The 17,872-nt window shown below is 64.3% G+C and carries 17 protein-coding genes; 6 read left to right on the forward strand and 11 right to left on the reverse strand.

Annotated features, from left to right (window positions below; genetic code table 11):
* Positions 1-6 precede the first annotated feature (6 nt).
* The 6 genes from HG549_RS17240 to HG549_RS17265 all read right to left on the reverse strand — a co-directional run bounded on the left by HG549_RS17240 (position 7) and on the right by HG549_RS17265 (position 4,596).
* On the reverse strand, positions 7-801 hold the full coding sequence (locus HG549_RS17240; RefSeq protein WP_170030813.1) for a DUF4892 domain-containing protein: 795 nt from the start codon (positions 799-801) through the stop codon (positions 7-9).
* A 109-nt stretch (positions 802-910) separates the two neighbouring features.
* Positions 911-1,765 carry an alpha/beta hydrolase gene (locus HG549_RS17245; protein ID WP_170030815.1) on the reverse strand — a complete coding sequence of 285 codons (855 nt, stop codon included), beginning with the start codon at positions 1,763-1,765 and terminating at the stop codon, positions 911-913.
* The gene (locus HG549_RS17250) at positions 1,762-2,550 is read right to left on the reverse strand and encodes an alpha/beta fold hydrolase (RefSeq protein ID WP_170030817.1); all 789 of its coding nucleotides are present in this window, start codon (positions 2,548-2,550) and stop codon (positions 1,762-1,764) included. The genes HG549_RS17245 and HG549_RS17250 overlap by 4 nt, the downstream gene beginning before the upstream one ends.
* 193 nt (positions 2,551-2,743) lie before the next feature.
* Positions 2,744-3,202 (reverse strand): phosphohistidine phosphatase SixA, encoded by a 459-nt coding sequence (gene sixA, locus HG549_RS17255; RefSeq protein WP_170030819.1) that lies wholly within the window; start codon positions 3,200-3,202, stop codon positions 2,744-2,746.
* Complete coding sequence (locus HG549_RS17260; RefSeq protein WP_170030821.1) at positions 3,199-3,546, reverse strand: DUF4389 domain-containing protein; 348 nt, start codon at positions 3,544-3,546, stop codon at positions 3,199-3,201. Before HG549_RS17260 ends, sixA begins: the two co-directional genes overlap by 4 nt.
* Before the next feature lie 24 nt (positions 3,547-3,570).
* Positions 3,571-4,596, reverse strand: a complete 1,026-nt coding sequence (locus HG549_RS17265) for an NAD(P)H-dependent glycerol-3-phosphate dehydrogenase (protein WP_170030823.1) — start codon at positions 4,594-4,596, stop codon at positions 3,571-3,573.
* A gap of 198 nt (positions 4,597-4,794) precedes the next feature.
* Here HG549_RS17265 and HG549_RS17270 point away from each other — a divergent pair, with 198 nt between their 5' ends.
* The 5 genes from HG549_RS17270 (at position 4,795) to fabB (ending at position 11,715) form a co-directional block, all read left to right on the forward strand.
* Positions 4,795-6,942, forward strand: a complete 2,148-nt coding sequence (locus tag HG549_RS17270; protein WP_170030824.1) for a TonB-dependent siderophore receptor — start codon at positions 4,795-4,797, stop codon at positions 6,940-6,942.
* On the forward strand, positions 6,942-7,832 hold the full coding sequence (locus HG549_RS17275; protein ID WP_170030826.1) for an ABC transporter substrate-binding protein: 891 nt from the start codon (positions 6,942-6,944) through the stop codon (positions 7,830-7,832). Before HG549_RS17270 ends, HG549_RS17275 begins: the two co-directional genes overlap by 1 nt.
* A complete protein-coding gene (locus HG549_RS17280) occupies positions 7,829-9,760 on the forward strand; it encodes an ATP-binding protein (protein WP_170030828.1) in 1,932 nt (643 codons plus the stop codon). The genes HG549_RS17275 and HG549_RS17280 overlap by 4 nt, the downstream gene beginning before the upstream one ends.
* A gap of 207 nt (positions 9,761-9,967) precedes the next feature.
* Positions 9,968-10,483, forward strand: a complete 516-nt coding sequence (gene fabA / locus HG549_RS17285) for a 3-hydroxyacyl-[acyl-carrier-protein] dehydratase FabA (protein ID WP_170030830.1) — start codon at positions 9,968-9,970, stop codon at positions 10,481-10,483.
* An 11-nt stretch (positions 10,484-10,494) separates the two neighbouring features.
* Positions 10,495-11,715, forward strand: a complete 1,221-nt coding sequence (gene fabB / locus HG549_RS17290; protein WP_170030832.1) for a beta-ketoacyl-ACP synthase I — start codon at positions 10,495-10,497, stop codon at positions 11,713-11,715.
* A gap of 168 nt (positions 11,716-11,883) precedes the next feature.
* Here the strand turns inward: fabB and HG549_RS17295 are convergent, their stop codons facing one another.
* Positions 11,884-12,891, reverse strand: a complete 1,008-nt coding sequence (locus HG549_RS17295; RefSeq protein WP_170030834.1) for an amidohydrolase family protein — start codon at positions 12,889-12,891, stop codon at positions 11,884-11,886.
* A 116-nt stretch (positions 12,892-13,007) separates the two neighbouring features.
* On the opposite strand from HG549_RS17295, the gene HG549_RS17300 reads away from it, so the two are divergent.
* The gene (locus tag HG549_RS17300) at positions 13,008-13,871 is read left to right on the forward strand and encodes a pirin family protein (RefSeq protein ID WP_170030836.1); all 864 of its coding nucleotides are present in this window, start codon (positions 13,008-13,010) and stop codon (positions 13,869-13,871) included.
* Between the two features lie 131 nt (positions 13,872-14,002).
* Here the strand turns inward: HG549_RS17300 and HG549_RS17305 are convergent, their stop codons facing one another.
* The 4 genes from HG549_RS17305 to HG549_RS17320 all read right to left on the reverse strand — a co-directional run bounded on the left by HG549_RS17305 (position 14,003) and on the right by HG549_RS17320 (position 17,736).
* Entirely contained in the window at positions 14,003-14,728 is a 726-nt protein-coding gene (locus tag HG549_RS17305) for a dienelactone hydrolase family protein (protein WP_170030838.1), read from the reverse strand.
* Positions 14,729-14,806: 78 nt separating this feature from the next.
* Positions 14,807-16,711 carry a molecular chaperone HtpG gene (gene htpG / locus HG549_RS17310; protein ID WP_170030840.1) on the reverse strand — a complete coding sequence of 635 codons (1,905 nt, stop codon included), beginning with the start codon at positions 16,709-16,711 and terminating at the stop codon, positions 14,807-14,809.
* Positions 16,712-16,780: 69 nt separating this feature from the next.
* Complete coding sequence (locus HG549_RS17315; RefSeq protein ID WP_170030842.1) at positions 16,781-17,263, reverse strand: PaaI family thioesterase; 483 nt, start codon at positions 17,261-17,263, stop codon at positions 16,781-16,783.
* Positions 17,260-17,736: a PaaI family thioesterase gene (locus HG549_RS17320; protein ID WP_170030844.1), complete on the reverse strand. Its 477-nt coding sequence runs from the start codon at positions 17,734-17,736 to the stop codon at positions 17,260-17,262. Before HG549_RS17320 ends, HG549_RS17315 begins: the two co-directional genes overlap by 4 nt.
* Between the last annotated feature and the right edge of the window lie 136 nt (positions 17,737-17,872).

Consider the following 17,872-nt stretch of genomic DNA (forward strand, 5'->3'; position numbering starts at 1 on the left):
GCTCGTTCAACGGATCAGTTCAAGGTGCAGGCCTTCGCCAGGCGCGCTACCGACCTCGAGGCGGCTATTGCGCACCCCCGCCTTGACCAGCGCCTCGCGCCAGGCTTCGGCCTGCGGGCCACTGAGGCTGGCACGCAGGGTGCTGTCGAGGTTGAGGCTGCGCGCCAGCAGGTCTGCCCAGGTGTCTTGCGGCGCCGCGAGGTCCGGGTAGTCGAGCTTGCCGGTGTCGCGCATTTCCCGCAGCACCGTGGCGGCAGTTGGCAGCAGTACGCCCAGCGGGCTGCCGGCGACGAACTCTTCCACATGCAGGTAGGCGCGGCGGTTGCCACGGGTAACGCTGTACAGCGCGACCAGGGTGTCGGCCTGCTGCGCCGAGCGGCGCAACAGGATGAACGCCTGTTGCTCGTCGCCACCGTTGAGGCGGGCATTGCCGAATACATCGTTGGCCCACAGGCTGGCTTCGCCGCAATCGCGGCCCTGGCACCAGAACAGCGGGTAGCCACCCTCGCGCTGCAGCGTTTCGCGCGCGCTGGTGAACGCTTCGCGGGCGGTGCGCTCGACTGGCAGCTCATAGGTGACCGAGCTGACCTGGCCGCGGCTTTCGACCTTGTTCTCGACCCGCAGGCGGCCGCTGATCTTGCGTAGCGGGCCCAGCGGGTAGACGCGTTCCTGCTCCACGGCCGGGCGTTGGTCGACCACCTTGGCGTCCACCGGTACCGGCAAGCTGCTGCCCCATGACACGGGGCTGGCGATCACCAGGCAGGCCGCAAAGGCAAACCGAATGGCAACAGGCGCGCTCATCGGCGACCCAGGCGGCGCTCAGCGCCGAGGTGAAGCTCCAGGATGTCTGGCAATTGCATGGTTGTCTCCCTGTTCAACCCGCCAAGCCTCGACAGTTGTCCGTTGCAAGTCAAGCAAAGCCAAAGAAGCGATTGAAACAGTCTGCGACAAGCGCTGCGCCCTGCTCATCGTTCAGGTGCAGGTGATGGCCACCGGGCAGCTTCACCTGTTCAAAGGGTAGCTGCTGCAGCAACGCGGTGTGGCGTGCCAGCATGCCGTCGGCCGCCACCACCAGGCACGCCGGACAGCTTACCCGGCGCACATGGGCCATGGCCTGGGTTTCACTCAGGCGCAGCGGCGATGGCAGGGTCAGGCGGCTGTCGCTGCGCCAGCTGTAGCCACCCGGCACCGGCATCAGGCCGCGCTGGGCCAGCAGCTCGGCTGCCTCGCGACTGACCGCGACCATGCCCTTCATGCGCGCCTCTACCCCCTGCTCGAGCGTCGTGTACACCGACTTGCGCTTGTCGTCCAGGCGCAGTTGGGCCTGCAGGGCCATGCCCAGGCGCTCGGCGGCGTCCTGCTCGGCACCGGTCGGGGGGATCACGCCATCGATCAAAGCCAGGTGGCTCACCCGCTCCGGCAACGCGCCAGCCAGTTGTACCGAAATGATTGCCCCCAGCGAATGGCCCAGCAGGGCGAAACGTTGCCAGCCCAGTTGCCCGGCCACCCGCAGCACGTCATGGGCGTAATCGGCCAGGGCATAGCCGGCGCCGGGCGGCCGGTGCTCGGAGTAGCCGTGCCCGGCCAGGTCCAGGGCAACGATGCGCAGGCCTTTCAAGCGCGGTGCCAGGCGGGCGAAGCTGTTGGCATTGTCCAGCCAGCCATGCAGGGCGATCACCGGTAGCCCGTCGGCAGGACCGAACAGGTGCGCCGCCAGTTCGATATGGCCCAGGCTCAGGCGTACTTCCTCGACCTGCGTGCTCATGCCTGGCTCCAGCGGTCGAACAGGCCCTTGATCAGGCTGGCGGTGTCGGTCGGCCGCTCCAGTGGGAACATGTGCCCGCCCGGCACGCTGTGGTATTCGCCCTTGGGCATGCCGCGTACAGCCAGCGCATGGTGGCGGCGAATGACCTTGCTGCGCTCGCCGCGGACCATGGCCAGTGGCACCTGCAAGTGCCGCGCAGGCGCAGGGCTGGTATGCGGAATGCTACGGTAGATGCTGATTTCGGTGGCGACGTCGAAGCGCAGTTGCAGCCCTTGCGGCATCGCCTGCAGGCCATGCTCGACATACGCATCCAGGCAGTCGGGGTCGAAATGGCGAAACAGCGACTTGCCGGCAAAATAAGCGCGGGCGCTGTTACGGTCACCGAAGGTTTCGCGGCGTCCCAAGGTGCGGCCAGCCGGGGTGATACGGTCGATGAAGCCGAAGCGCTTGGCAGTGCGCAGCAGCCACTGGTCGGCGCGGGTGAGTACTGGCGAGTCGAGCATCACCACCCCGCGGTAGTACTCCGGGCGGCGCAGGGCCGCATGCAGGTGCAGCACACCGCCCAATGAATGGCCGACACCCCATACCGGCTGGTCCTGCCGGGCCAGGTGATGCAGCAACTCATCGACCAGGCCCTGCCAGTTGTCGTCCACCGGAAAGCGTGGATCGTGCCCGTGCTGGGCCAGGTGCTGCACCTGGTAGTCCGGTGCCAGCGCCGCGAACAGCTTGCCGTAGGTGGCCGAGGGGAAACCGTTGGCATGGGCGAAGAAGATCTGCTGCGACATGGCGCCACATCCGGATGGCAAATGATGGCCCATTGTCGGTATCGCCGGGCAGTTCGGCAACGTCCGGAAAGGTCATCGGCGAGGGCTATCAGGTCATGCCGCGCCCACCGGTACAGCGCTGGCCCGGAAAGCAGCACGATACTTGTGGGAGCGGCCTTGTGTCGCCAAAGGGGCGCAAAGCGGCCCCGGCGGCTCAAGCCGGGGAGTTGATTGCCCGCAGGGTCATCAAGCCAGCCAGCGGCCAGTCCCCTTCCAGCTCGGCCAGGCTGGCAGTGCTCATGCCCGCCGGCCGCTGTTGATGGCCATGCTCCAGCGCGCCGACCAATGTCCCCACCAACGGCTGATGACTGACCAGCAACACATGCTCCAGGCCCAGGCGCTCGATTTCGCCGATCACCTGCTGCACGTCACTCTCAGGCGTCAGCCACGGCACAGTGCGCACCGGCTCGGCGAAGCCCAGGGTGTCATGCACCAGCGCCGCCGTCTGCTGGGCGCGTACATAGGGGCTGGCGAGGATCGCCTGCAACGGCTGGCCCAGCAGGCGAGCTGCGCTGTGCAGCACCTGCTCGCGGCCATGGGCGGTCAGCCGGCGTTCGGCATCGCTGCTGGCCCGAGGCTCCGCTTCGCCGTGGCGCAATACCCACAGCTTCACAGCTTGGGCTCCTCGTCACGCACCGGGTGCGGCGCAGGGGCGACGGCATGCGGCGCCTCGCCTTCGGGGGCGCGCGGCGTCGGCCAGTCGGCGAACGGCCAGGGTTTCTGGTCGCTGTGGAAGCTGCCGAATCGGCCGATCTGCGCCAGGTACTGGCTCAGGCTGTCGCCGAAATTCATCAGGCTGGCGCTTGGCGCGCCGTACACCAGGCGATAGATCAACTGCACCAGCACCAGGCCGCCAAGGAGGATCTCGGCCAGTTGCCAGACCACCAGGAAGACCAGCATCCACAGCACCCGCAGGATGATCGACTCGCGCTGGGCGCGCTCCGGGGTATCGTTCATGTTTCGCTCCTTGCTTCGTGCGGTTCAGTTGAAACCGCTGATGGAAATGAAATCGACATCGGTCTTCGGCTCGGCGCGCATCAGGTGCTCGATCACCTGGTTCAGCGTGCGGCCTTCGAACAGGATCGCATGCAGGCCCGCCACCAGCGGCATGTACACCTGCACTTCCTGGGCCTTGGCCTTGAGCACCTTGAGCGTATTGACCCCTTCGGCCACTTCGCCCAGGCGGTTGACGGCCTGCTCCAGGCTGAGGCCCTGGCCCAGCGCATAGCCCACCTGGTAGTTGCGGCTCTTGGGCGAGGAGCAGGTGACGATCAGGTCACCCACCCCGGCCAGGCCGAGGAAGGTCATGGGGTTGGCACCCTGGCTGACGGCAAAGCGGGTCATCTCGGCCAGGGCTCGGGTAATCAGCATGCTCTTGGTGTTCTCGCCCATGCCCAGCGCCACCGCCATGCCGGCGATGATGGCGTAGACGTTCTTCAGCGCCCCACCCAGCTCGACGCCAAAGCGGTCGCTACTGGCGTAGACACGGAAGGTACGCCCATGCAGCACGGCCTGCACCTGCTGGCAGAGCTTTTCGTCCTCGCTGGCGACCACCGTGGCGGTCAGCGCGTGCTCGGCGATCTCACGGGCCAGGTTGGGGCCCGACAGCACCCCGATGCGGGCTTCGGGGGCGATTTCTTCGAGGATCTGGCTCATCAGCTTGAAGCTCTGTGCTTCGATGCCCTTGGTCAGGCTGACCAGGCCCTTGCCGCGCAGCAGCTCGGCGTGGGGCGCCAGCACGCTGCGCAGGGCACTCGACGGCAGGGCGACGAAGATCAGGTCGCTGGCCTGCAAGGTCGCCAGCAGGTCGTTGACCGGCTCGACGCCGTCATGCAGGCGGATGCCCTTGAGGTAGCGTGGGTTTTCGCGGTTGACGCGCATGGCTTCGGCTTGCTCGGGGTCGCGCATCCATTGGCGCACTGGCACGCCATTTTCGGCCAGCAGGTTCGCCACGGCGGTACCGAAGCTGCCGCCTCCCAGAACTGCAACAGGTTGCTGTTCAGTCATATTCAATCCGTTAGAGCCATTAAGTTAAGTGGCGACCTGAACATTATACGGGTCGTCTGCTACAGAGCCAGTGTTGGGGTTTTTCGGGTTCGCCTTGGGTTTTTTGGCGCTTGTGAGATCGAGCGCCCCCCGCCCCAACCACCATCCCAAGCCCGCCTCCCCCACAGCCCACTGGCAAAACCCGCCCGGTCAGTTACCATGCCTGTCTCAATCCTGAAACAAGGCAGCTTTGTGTTCCCTGGCACGCCCCCGTACCCGCGCCTGCTCCTGCTGACTGCCCTGCTCGGTGGCCCTGCCGTGGCCGATGACCTGTTCATCGACAACACCGACCTGCCGCAGGTTCTGACCGCCACGCGCTTGAAACAATCCCCGGCGGCAGTGCCGGGCAGCATGACCGTGCTCGACAGCGAGCTGATCCGCGCCAGCGGCGCCCGCGACATCCCCGAGTTGCTGCGCCTGGTGCCGGGCATGATGATCGGCTATGGCGCCGGCAACCAGCCAACCGTCAACTACCACGGCAGCAACGTCAACGACGCCCGGCGCATGCAGGTGCTGATCGACGGCCGCTCGGTGTACCGTGCCGGCCTGGCCACGGTGGACTGGAGCGATATCCCGCTGGCCATGGAAGACATCGAGCGCATCGAGGTGTTTCGCGGCCCCAACACGGTCAGCTACGGCGCCAATGCACTGATGGCGGTAGTCAACATCCTGACCCGCAACCCCGCCGACAGCCATGGCACGCGGCTGAAGACCACCCGCGGCCAGGACGGCATCGACGACTTCTACGCCAGCCACGGCTTTGGCTGGGACGGCGGCGACATGCGCCTGTCGCTGTCAGGCCAGCAGGATGATGGTTTCGATGAAAACCAGTTCGGCCAGGACTACCGCGACAGCCGCCGGCTGACCCGCTTCAACCTCAATGCCAGCCACAGCCTGGCCCACGACCAGACCCTGGAATGGCAGCTGGCAGCGAAAGAAGGCAGCAACCAGCGGCCCTACACCTACAAGCCGGTATTCAACAGATACCAGGTAGGCAACGACGCTGACGTCAATGCCAAGGACTACGCAGGTTCACTGCGCTGGACCAAGGACTTCAGTGCCGAGCACAGCCTTTATATCCAGGGTTCGGCGCAGCATTTCGACCGTCAGCAGGTCTGGCGTGCCTGCGATGCCTTGCAGTCGTTCAGCCCGGAATTGACCAAGCTCTGGCAGATCAACCCCGACTTCGCCGAGAAAGTGGCGCGCGGCATTGCTACCGGTGCGCCACTCTCGACCAATGACCCGGTCATGAAAGGGCTGCTGGAGAAGGTCCAGCAGCAATGGGCGAACGGTGGCAACCAGCAGGTCTGCGGCGATGTTGACCAGAGCACGCGCGAAACCCGCTATGACCTGGAAATCCAGGATACCCTGAGCCTCACCGACAGCCTGCGCCTGCTCAGCGGCATGAATTACCGCTACGATCGTGCCGACTCGCAGACCTACTTCAACGGCAGCATCGACGACCAGACCTGGCGCCTGTTCGGCCAGCTGGAGTGGCGCGCCGACGAGCACTGGATCCTGCAGGGCGGCACCATGTTCGAGGACTCGCGCCTGTCTGGCAGCTCGTTGACCCCGCGCGTGGCGGTCAACTACCTGATCACCCCGCGCCATGGCTTGCGTGCGGTGTATTCCGAGGCCGTGCGCTCGCCCGACATGTTCGAGAACAACGTCAACTGGAGCTATACGGTCAAGAACCTCAGCCCCAATGCGTTCGGCCTGCAAAACGGCGAGTACTTCGTCAAGACCCGTGGCCCGGGCGACCTCGAACAGGAGCGCATGCGCTCGCGCGAGGTAGGCTACAACGGTTACTTCAGCGACATCGACCTGAGCATGGATGTGAAGCTGTTCTACGACGAGATCACCGGCATGATCAGCGAGCCCCTGAAGAACAACCAGTTCATTGCCAGCAATGCCAACAAGGCCCGCTTCAGCGGCAGCGAGGCACAACTGGACTGGCGCCCGACCCTGCGCGACCGCCTGCGCCTGACCTATGCCTATGTCGATGCCTGGGCCAGCAACCCCGACGACCGCCGCCTCAGCGCCCGCAACAGCGGTTCGGCCGGGTGGATGCGCGAATGGGGCGACGGCTGGTCGAGCGCGCTGTTCTACTATGGCGACGATGCCCTCAACCAGTACCGTTACGAGCGCCTCGACCTGCGCCTGGCCAAACGCTTCCGGGTACATGGCAGCAACCTCGAGCTGGCGGCGCTATGGCAACAACGCCTGGACGATGAACCGACCACCGCGATCCAGAACCGCTACGACAGCCGCCATCGCCTGAGCGTCAGCGCGGAGCTGGAGTTCTGATGGCCCTGTTGCTGCGCCTGTTGCTGCTCTGCCTGTGGCCGTTGGGGCCGCTGTCCGCCAGCGAAATCGTGCTGGTCGGCGCAGAGGACCAGCCCGGCATCCGCAGCTTCGTCGCGGCCCTGGAAAGCCGCCGCCCGCATGATCATGTGCACTTCCAGACCACCGCCGACCTGCCACGCCCCGGCCTGCTCAAGAGCGACCTGCGCCTGATCCTGCTGGACAACGCCGCGCTGGAGTGGCGCCTGGGAGAAAACACCGGCCCACCAGCCCTGGCCATGCGGGTCAGCCGGGTACAGGCTGCACAGCGCCTGGGAAAGTCGCTGCCAGGGTTCCTCACGTTGTTGTGGAGCGACCCGCCGCTGGGCCGGCAACTGCGCTTGGCGCGCTACCTGCTGCCACAGGCCCAGCGCATTGGCGTGCTGTACGGCGAGCACAGCGGTTTTCTGCTCGAAGAGCTGCGCCTTGCCGCCCGCCCGCTGGGCCTGGAAATCATTGCCCAGGACTGGCCCGACCCGCGTGATAGCCGGCCCCTGCAGCACCTGCTGGCCAACAGCGATGTGCTGCTGGGCCTGGACGACCCCGACCTGTACAACTCCAAGACCGCCAAGAACCTGCTGTTGAGCAGCTACAGCCGACAGATGGCGCTGATCGGCCCGAACGCCGGGTTCGTCCGCGCCGGCGCCCTGGCCAGCACCTTCAGCGACCAGGACGACTGGCTGGCGGTACTCGACCAGTTGCTCGACCAGCCACCGGCGCGCTGGCCACGCAGCTTGTATCCGGCACGCTACGGCGTCAGCGGCAACCAGCAGGTGGCGCGCGCCCTGGGCCTTGAACCGATCGATCCGAACGCCGCCGCCCAGGCCCTGGCTGAAGGAGAACCCACCCCATGAGCAAATGCCTGAGCTGGGACATCCACACCCGTACCCAGATCATCAGCCTCGGCCCGGCCCTGTTGCTGACCCTGCTGCTGATCAGTTTCTTTACCTTCGTCCGCATCCAGGACCTGCGCCAGGAACTGAACCACACCGGGCAACTGATCGCCAACCAGCTGGCGCCGGCCTCGGAGTATGGGGTGATATCGGGCAACAACGAGGTGCTCGAAGGCCTGATGCGCGCCACCCTCAGCATCCCCCACGTGCGCTTTCTGGAGGTGCAGGACAGCCGCAACCATATCCTGGTGTACGTCGAGCAATCCGATGAAAGCACCAGGCGCGCGCAACGCGTCGAAGTGTTCCAGGCGCCCATCCGCCTGCAGCAGATCCGCCTGGACAATGACTTCCTGCAACAGGGCAAGGCAACCACCCCGGCCATCGGTGACGACTACCTGGGCCGGGTGATCGTCGGCATGTCCGATGACGCCTTCAGCCAGCGCCAGCAGGAGATCGTGATCAAGGCCGGCATCCTCGCGCTGTTCGCCCTGCTGTTCACCTTCCTCCTGGCGCGCCGCCTGGCCCTGAGCCTGGCCAAGCCGATCAGCGACATGGGCCATGCGGTCAAGGCCATCCAGCAGGGCGAGTACGACACCCTGCTGCCGGTGGTCGATGACAGCGAGCTCGGCCACCTGGCGCGCCATATCAACAACCTGGCGCACGCCCTCGAGCAGGCCAGCGATGAACAGAAACAGGCCATTGCCGAGCTGATCCAGGCCCGCGAAGAGGCCGAGCAGGCCAACCGCGCCAAGTCGGACTTCCTGGCCATGATGAGCCACGAACTGCGTACACCGATGAATGGCGTGCTGGGCATGCTGCAGTTGCTCGAAACCACGCCGCTGAGCAACGAACAGGCGGAGTACACGGCGGTGGCCAGCGAGTCCACCGGGCACCTGCTCAAGGTCATCAACGACATTCTCGACTTCTCGCGCATCGAGCGTGCCGCGCTGCAGCTGGAACACATCGACTTCAACCTCGGCGAGCTGATCACCAGCAGTGTCCAGTCGTTCCAGCACAGCGCCCAGCAGCGCGGCCTCGGCCTGCACCTGCAAACGCCGGCCGGCATCGAGCAACTGCAGGTCAACGGCGACCCCACGCGTATCCGCCAGATCCTGCTGAACCTGGTGGGCAATGCCTTGAAGTTCACCGAACACGGGCAGGTGCAGGTCGAGGCCCACTGGCAGGTACTCGACCGGCAACTGATCTGGCTGACCTGCAGCGTGCGTGACACCGGTATCGGCATCGACAGCGAACGCCTGGAAATGATGTTCGTCGCCTTCCAGCAGGCCGACAGCTCGATTTCCCGCCGCTATGGTGGCACCGGGCTGGGGCTGTCGATCGCCCGTACCCTGGCCGAACGCATGGGTGGCAAGCTGCGCGGCGAAAGCCGTGAAGGCCTGGGCTCGACCTTTACCCTGGAAATGCCGTTGGCCCTGGCCAGCCCTGCCCCGGCCGCGCTGGCCCAGGCTAGCGAGGCACATCCTGCGGTGGGCGATGAGGGCCAGGTGTTGCTGGTAGAGGACAATCAGGTCAACCAGAGCGTCATCGCCGCCATGCTGCGCAGCCTGGGGCTGGCGGTCTGCACCGCCGAGGACGGCCTGGAGGCGGTCGAACGGGTCAGCCGGCAGCGCTTTGCCGCGGTGCTGATGGATTGCCGCCTGCCACACCTGGACGGCTATGAGGCTACCCAGCGCATCCGCCAGCTGCCCAACGGCGCCGGGCTACCGATCATCGCCCTGACCGCCAATGCCCTGCAGGGCGACCGCGAGCGTTGCATGGCCGCCGGCATGGACGATTACCTGAGCAAACCCTTGCGCCGCACCGAACTGCAGCAGGTGCTGCAGCGCTGGCTACCCGGTCGGACAACCGCGACTGGCGATAAATGCTAAAGTGCGGCAGTCTTAAACACTGGACAGGACCTTCAACGGACCTGAAAATAGACGTTTCAGTGCACACCTGTACTTCTTTCGCCAGGTGCGCTGTGACTTTCACCACAACGCAATAGTCTACCTGTAGGCTGCCGCCCCGAAGCTTTTGGTCTTCGGGCCGGCCGGGAAGATTCATCCCCTGCCACAGGGGGTTATTGAGGAGCTCGCATGACCAAACAACACGCCTTTACTCGGGAAGACCTGCTGCGCTGCAGTCGCGGTGAGCTGTTCGGCCCAGGTAATGCGCAACTGCCCGCGCCGAACATGCTGATGGTCGATCGCATCACCCATATCAGCGAAGAAGGCGGCAAGTACGGCAAAGGTGAATTGGTCGCCGAGCTGGATATCACCCCGGACCTGTGGTTCTTCGCCTGCCACTTCGAAGGCGACCCGGTAATGCCGGGCTGCCTGGGCCTGGACGCCATGTGGCAGCTGGTCGGTTTCTTCCTCGGCTGGCAGGGCTTGCCGGGCCGCGGCCGCGCCCTGGGTTCGGGCGAGGTGAAGTTCTTTGGCCAGGTACTGCCGCAGGCCAAGAAGGTCACTTACAACATCCACATCAAGCGCGTCCTGAAGGGCAAGCTGAACATGGCCATCGCCGATGGCTCGGTCAGCGTCGACGGCCGCGAGATCTACACTGCCGAAGGCCTGCGGGTCGGCGTGTTCACCTCCACTGACAATTTCTAAGGGTTATTCGCATGCGCCGCGTCGTTATCACTGGTCTGGGCATCGTATCGTGCCTGGGCAATGACAAAGCTACCGTTACCGAAAACCTGCGCAACAGCCGTCCGGGTATCCGTTACAACCCGGAATACAAGGAAATGGGGCTGCGTAGCCAGGTTTCCGGGTCCATCGACCTCAACCTCGAAGAACTGATCGACCGCAAGGTCTACCGCTTCGTCGGCCACGCCGCTGCCTACGCCTACCTGGCGATGCAGGACGCGATCAAGGATGCTGGCCTGACCGAAGAACAGGTGTCCAACCCGCGTACCGGCCTGGTGGCTGGCTCCGGCGGCGCCTCGACCCTGAACCAGATGGAAGCGCTGGACACCCTGCGCGAGAAAGGCGTCAAGCGTGTCGGCCCGTACCGCGTAACCCGCACCATGGGCAGCACCGTTTCGGCGTGCCTGGCTACCCCGTTCAAGATCAAGGGCATCAACTACTCGATCTCGTCGGCCTGCGCCACCTCGGCACACTGCATCGGCACCGCGCTGGAGCAGATCCAGTGGGGCAAGCAGGACATCGTCTTCGCCGGTGGCGGTGAAGAAGAGCACTGGAGCCAGTCGTTCCTGTTCGACGCCATGGGTGCCCTGTCGACCAAGCGCAACGAGACCCCAGAGCTGGCCTCGCGCGCTTACGACGCCGACCGTGATGGCTTCGTCATCGCCGGCGGTGGCGGCATGGTGGTGGTCGAGGAGCTGGAACACGCCCTGGCCCGCGGCGCCAAGATCTACGCCGAAATCGTTGGCTACGGCGCTACCTCCGACGGCTACGACATGGTTGCCCCGAGCGGCGAAGGCGCCATCCGCTGCATGCAGCAGGCACTGTCCACTGTCGACACCCCGATCGACTACCTGAACACCCACGGCACCTCGACCCCGGTCGGTGACGTTGCCGAGATCAAGGGCGTTCGCGCGGTATTCGGCGACAAGGCACCGAAGATCAGCTCGACCAAGAGCCTGTCGGGCCACTCGCTGGGCGCCGCTGGCGTGCACGAGGCGATCTACTGCCTGCTGATGATGGAAAACAACTTCATCGCCGGCTCCGCCAACATCGACGAGCTGGACCCAGAGGTCGCCGACATGCCGATCCTGCGCAAGACCGAAGAGAACACCAAGATCGACACGGTCATGAGCAACAGCTTCGGCTTCGGCGGCACCAACGCCACCCTGGTGCTCAAGCGCTGGGAAGGCAAGTAAGACGCTGCTGCGGTAAACGAAAACGCCCCGACTGGTTCGGGGCGTTTTCATTTGTATCGCCTGTGCCGGCCTCTTCGCGGGCACGCCCGCTCCCACAGGGGCCCCATGGCATTCAGGCTTGTGGTGATCCTGTGGGAGCGGGCATGCCCGCGAAGAGGCCGGCACAGGTCACTGGCGAACCTTGGGCAACACCGCCAGAAAATTCTCCCGGGCCACCTTGTTGGCCACCTGTTCCGGCAATGCATCCAGAAACGGCCTGAACCCGTGCATCTGCTCTCCCAGGCTGCCAAACCGCCCCACCACATCCGAGCCCAGCATGAAGCGCTCCGGGTACTTCTCGACCAAGGCCAGCCACGCCTTGCGCGGCACACCCTTGCTGTCCAGCAAATAGGGTTCCAGCACGCTCCACGACAGGTCGACGTACAGGTTCGGATAATCTTCCAGCAGCCGCGTCAGCACCGGCAGCAGAAAGTCCATCTGCGTCTGGTGCCGGTGGATTTCCATGCTGCTGCCGGCATGCGCCCAGATGAATCGCGTGTGCGGGTGATTGCGCAGCGGCTCTTCGATTTCGGCCAGGTACAGCGGGTTGCGCTCGCGCTTGGAGGTGATATTGGAATGCAGCAGCACCGGCAGGTCACGCTCGGCGGCCAGGTGATAGATACGCGTCATGGCTTCGTTATTGGCGCGCGGAGTGTCGCCGCTGGTCAGCGCCGTCAGGTCATCATGACGGGTGAATACCTCGCCAATGCCCTGCCATAGCCCCGGGTACAGGTCGAGCATACGCTCGATATGGCTGACGGCATTCTTGTCCACCGGGTTGAAGCCACTCAGGAACGGGTGAAAGCGTTGGCGCTGGGCCTCCGGCAACTGCTGCAGCGCTGCCGCCACATAGGTGTCGGTGGCGCTGTACCAGTAGGCATCGGCGTCGTCACCGGCGTAGTAGCGTGGGCGCTTGGGCTCATCTTCATGCCATTTCTTGGCCACCGGGATGCCGGAAATCATCGATTGCTCGATGCCCGCGGCATCCATGGCCTTGATCAATGCCGGCATGCCTTCGCTTTCCTGAAAGAAATCGACGTAGTGCAGATGCGCATCACTGTAGCGGTAGTCACGCGCCTGTACCGCCTGGCACAACCAAGTGGACAACAGCGCGCAGGCCAGCGCTCGGGCTATCATGGGCAGCGTCCTTTTGCGAATACCGACCCTGTAGACCGGCCGGCCAGCGAGACGGTTCAGCCCGGGCAGACAAACCGCTATGCTTGGGGCATTTCCCCGTGCCTGGAGCCCTTCCCATGAGCAGCCCCCTGGTCATCCACCCGCGCGCCGAATCGGTCGAGGGCCAGCCGATCCTGCGCCCGCTGCCGTCGGCCCAGTGCCGCAGTGTCGGCCCGTTCGTGTTTTTTGACCACATGCTGGAAACCGACTATGCCCCGGGGCATGGCATGGACATCCGCCAGCACCCGCACATCGGCCTGTCGACCCTGACCTACCTGTTCGAAGGGGCAATACTGCACAAGGACAGCCTCGGCTCGGCGCAGCGGGTGCTGCCGGGAGAGGTCAGCTGGATGACCGCAGGCAGCGGCGTCGCCCATGTCGAGCGCACACCTGAAGATGCCTGGGCCCATGGCTCGCGCCTGCATGGTTTGCAGGTATGGCTGGCATCACCGCGCGAACATGAACAGGGCCCGGCCAGCTACAGCCATTACCCGGCTGCCAGCCTGCCCGTCAGCGACAGCCTGGGAGTGCGCATCTGCATGATCGCCGGCAGCGGCTTCTGCCTGCAATCACCGGTGCCGGTACTCTCCCCTACCCTTTACGCGCATGTGCAAATGCAGCCGGCGACCACCTTGCGGGTACCGACCGAGCATGCGCAGCGGGCACTCTACCTGCTCGACGGCGAGCTGATGATGGACGATGAATCCGTTGCAGCCTGCTGCCTGATCGTGTTGCCGGAGGGCGAAGAAGTCACTCTGTATGCGGAGGGGGCATGCCAGCTGGTGCTGATTGGCGGTGCGCCACTGGATGGGCCGCGGCGGATGAACTGGAATTTTGTCGCCAGCGATGGGGAACTGATCGAACAGGCCCGGGCCAGGTGGGCTGCGGGGGATTGGCCGGTGGTGCCGGGGGAAACTTCGAGGATCGAGCTGCCGCGCTGATTTGGGGGCTGCTCTGCAGCCCATCGCGACGCAAGGCCGCTCCTACAGGGATAGCGTGGCTCATGGCATACGCGGTCCTTGTAGGAGCGGCCTTGCGTCGCGATGGGCCGCAGAGCGGCCCCCATGCCATGTCAGCGCTGGAACACTTCAGTCAGCAGGTTATGCATCGCGCGGAACGCCCGCTCCGAGGTGCGCCGGTCATACTGCATCTTGCCCGGCACATTGGCATTCGGGTCGGTAAACGAGTGCACTGCGCCGCCATAGCTGAGCAACTGCCAATCGACCTTGGCCGCGTTCATCTCGTCCTCGAATGCCGGCAACTGCTCTTTCGGCACCAGCGGGTCCGAAGCGCCGTGCAGCACCAGCACCGAGCCCTTGATACGTTTGGCATCGGCCGGGTTCGGCGTGTCCAGGGTGCCATGGAACGACACCGCCGCGCGCAGGTCGGCGCCCGAACGTGCCAGCTCCAGGGCACAGCAGCCACCGAAGCAGAAGCCGAACGTGGCCACCTTGCCGGGCTCCAGCAACGCCTTCGACTGCCCCAGCAACTGGGCCAGGGCTTCCTGCATGCGCTTGCGCAGTTCGCCACGGTCGTCCTTGAGCGGCATCATGGCCGCGCCAGCCTCGTCGGCATTGGACGGGCGCAGCGATTGCCCGTACAGGTCGGCAATCAGTACCACATAGCCCTTCTCGGCCACTTCCTTGGCAATGCGCTCGGCCCCTTCGCCAATGCCCATCCAGTTCGGCGCCATCACCAAGCCCGGGCGGCACAACGCTCCCGGCTCATACACCAGGCGGCTCTCATAGGTCTTGCCGGACAGGTGATAGACCAGCGATTCGACGATTACTTTGCTCATCAAACACTCCTTTGCCGCTCATGATCATGATGCCCGCCATGAAAAAAGCCCGCCGAAGCGGGCTTTTCATCCATCAACTCAAGCAGACAGCTCGACCAGCAGCTTGTTCAGGCGACGAACGTAAGCCGCCGGGTCCTTCAAGCTGTCACCGGCCGCCAGCGCCGCCTGGTCGAACAGGATATGCGACAGCTCGGCGAAGCGGTCTTCGCTCTGCTCGTGGTCCAGCTTCTCGATCAGCGGGTGGGTCGGGTTGAATTCGAAGATCGGCTTCGACTCCGGCACCTTCTGCCCGCTGGCCTCGAGGATCTGGCGCATCTGCAGGCCCAGGTCCTGTTCACCGATGGCGAGGATCGCCGGCGAATCGGTCAGGCGGTGCGACACGCGCACTTCGGCAACGCTGTCACCCAGCGCACCCTTCAGGCGCTCGACCAGGCCTTCCTTTTCCTTGGCGACTTCTTCCTGGGCCTTCTTGTCTTCTTCCGAATCCAGCTTGCCCAGGTCCAGGTCGCCACGGGCGACGTCGACGAAGGCCTTGCCGTCGAACTCGTTGAGGTAGCTCATCAGCCACTCGTCGATACGGTCGGTCAGCAGCAGCACTTCGATGCCTTTCTTGCGGAACACTTCCAGGTGCGGGCTGTTCTTCACCTGCGCGTACGACTCGCCGGTCAGGTAGTAGATCTTGTCCTGGCCTTCCTTGGCACGGGCCAGGTAGTCGGCCAGGGCAACGCTCTGCTCGCCGCTGTCGTCCTGGGTGGAGGCGAAGCGCAGCAGGCCGGCGATCTTCTCCTTGTTGGCGAAGTCCTCGGCCGGGCCTTCCTTCAGCACCTGGCCGAAGTTTTTCCAGAAGCCCTTGTACTGCTCGGGTTCGTTCTTCGCCAGCTTCTCCAGCATGTCCAGCACGCGCTTGGTCAGCGCGGTCTTCATCGAGTCGATGATCGGGTCTTTCTGCAGGATTTCACGCGATACGTTCAGCGACAGGTCGTTGGAATCGACCACGCCTTTGATGAAGCGCAGGTACAGCGGCAGGAACGACTCGGCCTGATCCATGATGAACACGCGCTGCACGTACAGCTTCAGGCCGCGTGGTGCTTCGCGCTGGTACAGGTCGAACGGCGCGCGAGCCGGTACGTACAGCAGCGAGTTGTATTCCAGCTTGCCTTCGACCTTGTTGTGGCTCCAGGCCAGCGGGTTCTCGAAGTCGTGGCCGATGTGCTTGTAGAACTCCTGGTATTCCTCGTCCTTGATCTCGGTACGCGGACGGGTCCACAGGGCGCTGGCACGGTTGACGGTTTCCCATTCCTGGGCCGGCTGTTCCTCGCCTTCGGCGGCGACCTGCTCCTTCGGCAGCTGGATCGGCAGGGCAATGTGGTCGGAGTATTTCTTGACAACGTTGCGCAGGCGCCAGCCATCGGCGAATTCCTGCTCGCCCTTTTTCAGGTGCAGGACGATACGGGTACCGCGCTGCGGCTTGTCGACGGTGGCGACTTCGAACTCGCCCTCGCCCTTCGACGACCAGTGCACGCCTTCGGCGGCCGGCAGGCCGGCGCGGCGGCTATACACGTCGACCTTGTCGGCAACGATGAATGCGGAGTAGAAGCCCACGCCGAACTGACCGATCAGGTGCGAATCCTTCTTCTGGTCACCGGTGAGGTTCTTCATGAAGTCGGCAGTGCCGGACTTGGCAATGGTACCCAGGTGGGCGATGACGTCTTCACGGCTCATGCCGATGCCGTTGTCCTCGAGGGTCACGGTACCGGCGTCCTTGTCGAAGCTCAGGCGAATCTTCAGGTCGGCGTCGTCTTCGAACAGCTCTGGCTTGGCCAGGGCCTCGAAACGCAGCTTGTCGGCGGCATCGGAGGCGTTGGAGATCAGTTCACGCAGGAAGATCTCCTTGTTCGAATACAGGGAATGGATCATGAGGTGCAGCAGCTGCTTCACCTCGGTCTGGAAGCCCAGCGTTTCTTTTTGAGTCTCCACACTCATGGTCTTCAAAACTCCGATCTGATGGCAGTTGACGCCGGCGGCCAGTGCGGCCTGCGTTAGCGGCGGATGTCATGCAGATGGGGGCTGCGCGGATGATTTCAAGGGCTTTTCCGGTTCGATCTTGAAATGCGCGCGGGCGGTGGCAATCGGCGACTGCCTGTCGCCCTGCCAGGCGGTGATGGCTACATTGGTCACGCGCCGGCCCTGGCGCCACAGCTGGCACTGGGCGTAGGTATCGCGAAAATGCCCCGCCCGCAGGTAGTCGATGGAAAAATCGATGATCTTGGGGATGCTCGCGCTGTCGCTGTAGATCAGCAGGTACAGCGCTGCCGACAACTCCATGAAGCCTGCGATCACGCCACCGTGGATGGCAGGCAGCAGCGGGTTGCCGATGTTGTCCGGGCTGGCCGGCAGGCGGAACAACAGGTCATCGCCGTCGCGCGTGCATTCGATGCCAATCAGGCTGGCATAGGGAATCAGTGCCAGTAACGGCCGATAATCGCCAACCGCGTGGGCGGCGTTGAGTTGCTGGCGCACCGCGTGCGGGATCATGCACCGCCCTCCTTCAGGCTGTTGCCAAAGCGAATGCCGCCCTTGATCTGCTGGCCCAGGCGCATGAACGTGCCCACGACCTGGCAAATCGGTTGTGCCGGGTCATCCTGGTAGGCCGTGCCCCGGGTGAAGATCACGTCACGGGTCACCCGGTAGCACTGGGCGTGGCCGTAGATGGCCTTGCCAGCCTCGGCGGGGTGCATGTAGTCGATGCGCAGGTCCAGGGTCGGGCACACCTCGAAACGCGGCAGCACACAAAGCGTGGCCATGCCGCAGGTGGTGTCCATCAGTGTGGTCAAGGCGCCACCATGCACGGCGCCGGTTTGCGGGTTGCCGACGATGGCAGGCGACCAGGGCAGGACCAGGGTCATGCCATCGGCATCGGCCTGGGCCACACGCATCTGCAATAACTGACAATGTTTCAATGCCGAGAGAAAACGCTCGGCCATGGCCTTCAAGGTTGCATCGCTCATTGGCTGTTACCCCGCGCATTGCCGCAGCGGCATAAAATCATTAAAAAGTCTATATAGAAGAGCGCGTTATATATGTGTAATCTTCGCGGAACTTATTCCGCGTAGTTGGACTCGAAGGAACAAGTCACTTATTCCA

This window comes from Pseudomonas sp. SK (assembly GCF_012975065.1).
Taxonomy (GTDB): Bacteria; Pseudomonadota; Gammaproteobacteria; order Pseudomonadales; family Pseudomonadaceae; genus Aquipseudomonas; species Aquipseudomonas anuradhapurensis.